The organism is Peribacillus sp. SIMBA_075 (assembly GCF_046534585.1).
On sequence record NZ_JAWRYN010001594.1, the window covers coordinates 1 to 236 of the forward strand.

At 44.5% G+C, this 236-nt stretch carries 1 pseudogene; it reads left to right on the forward strand.

Features of this window, described 5'->3' with window-relative positions:
• A pseudogene (locus tag SB775_RS33805) lies at positions 1 to 236 on the forward strand (homoserine kinase); the annotation flags it as partial.

Sequence of the window (236 nt, forward strand, 5' to 3'; positions counted from 1 at the left end):
GATGATCAGAAGCTCTTTTTTGCAAGTGAGGTAGAGGGTCATCCAGATAATGCTGGTGCTTCGCTATTTGGTGGTTTACTCATCGGTCTTCATGAAGAAGAAAAGACACATGCCGTCAAAGTGCAGCATGTGGACATAGATGTAGTGGTCGTAATTCCTTTTTATGAAGTGTTAACAAAGGATGCCCGTGATGTCCTGCCAGAGGATCTTTCCTATAAGCATGCCGTTAGTGCGAG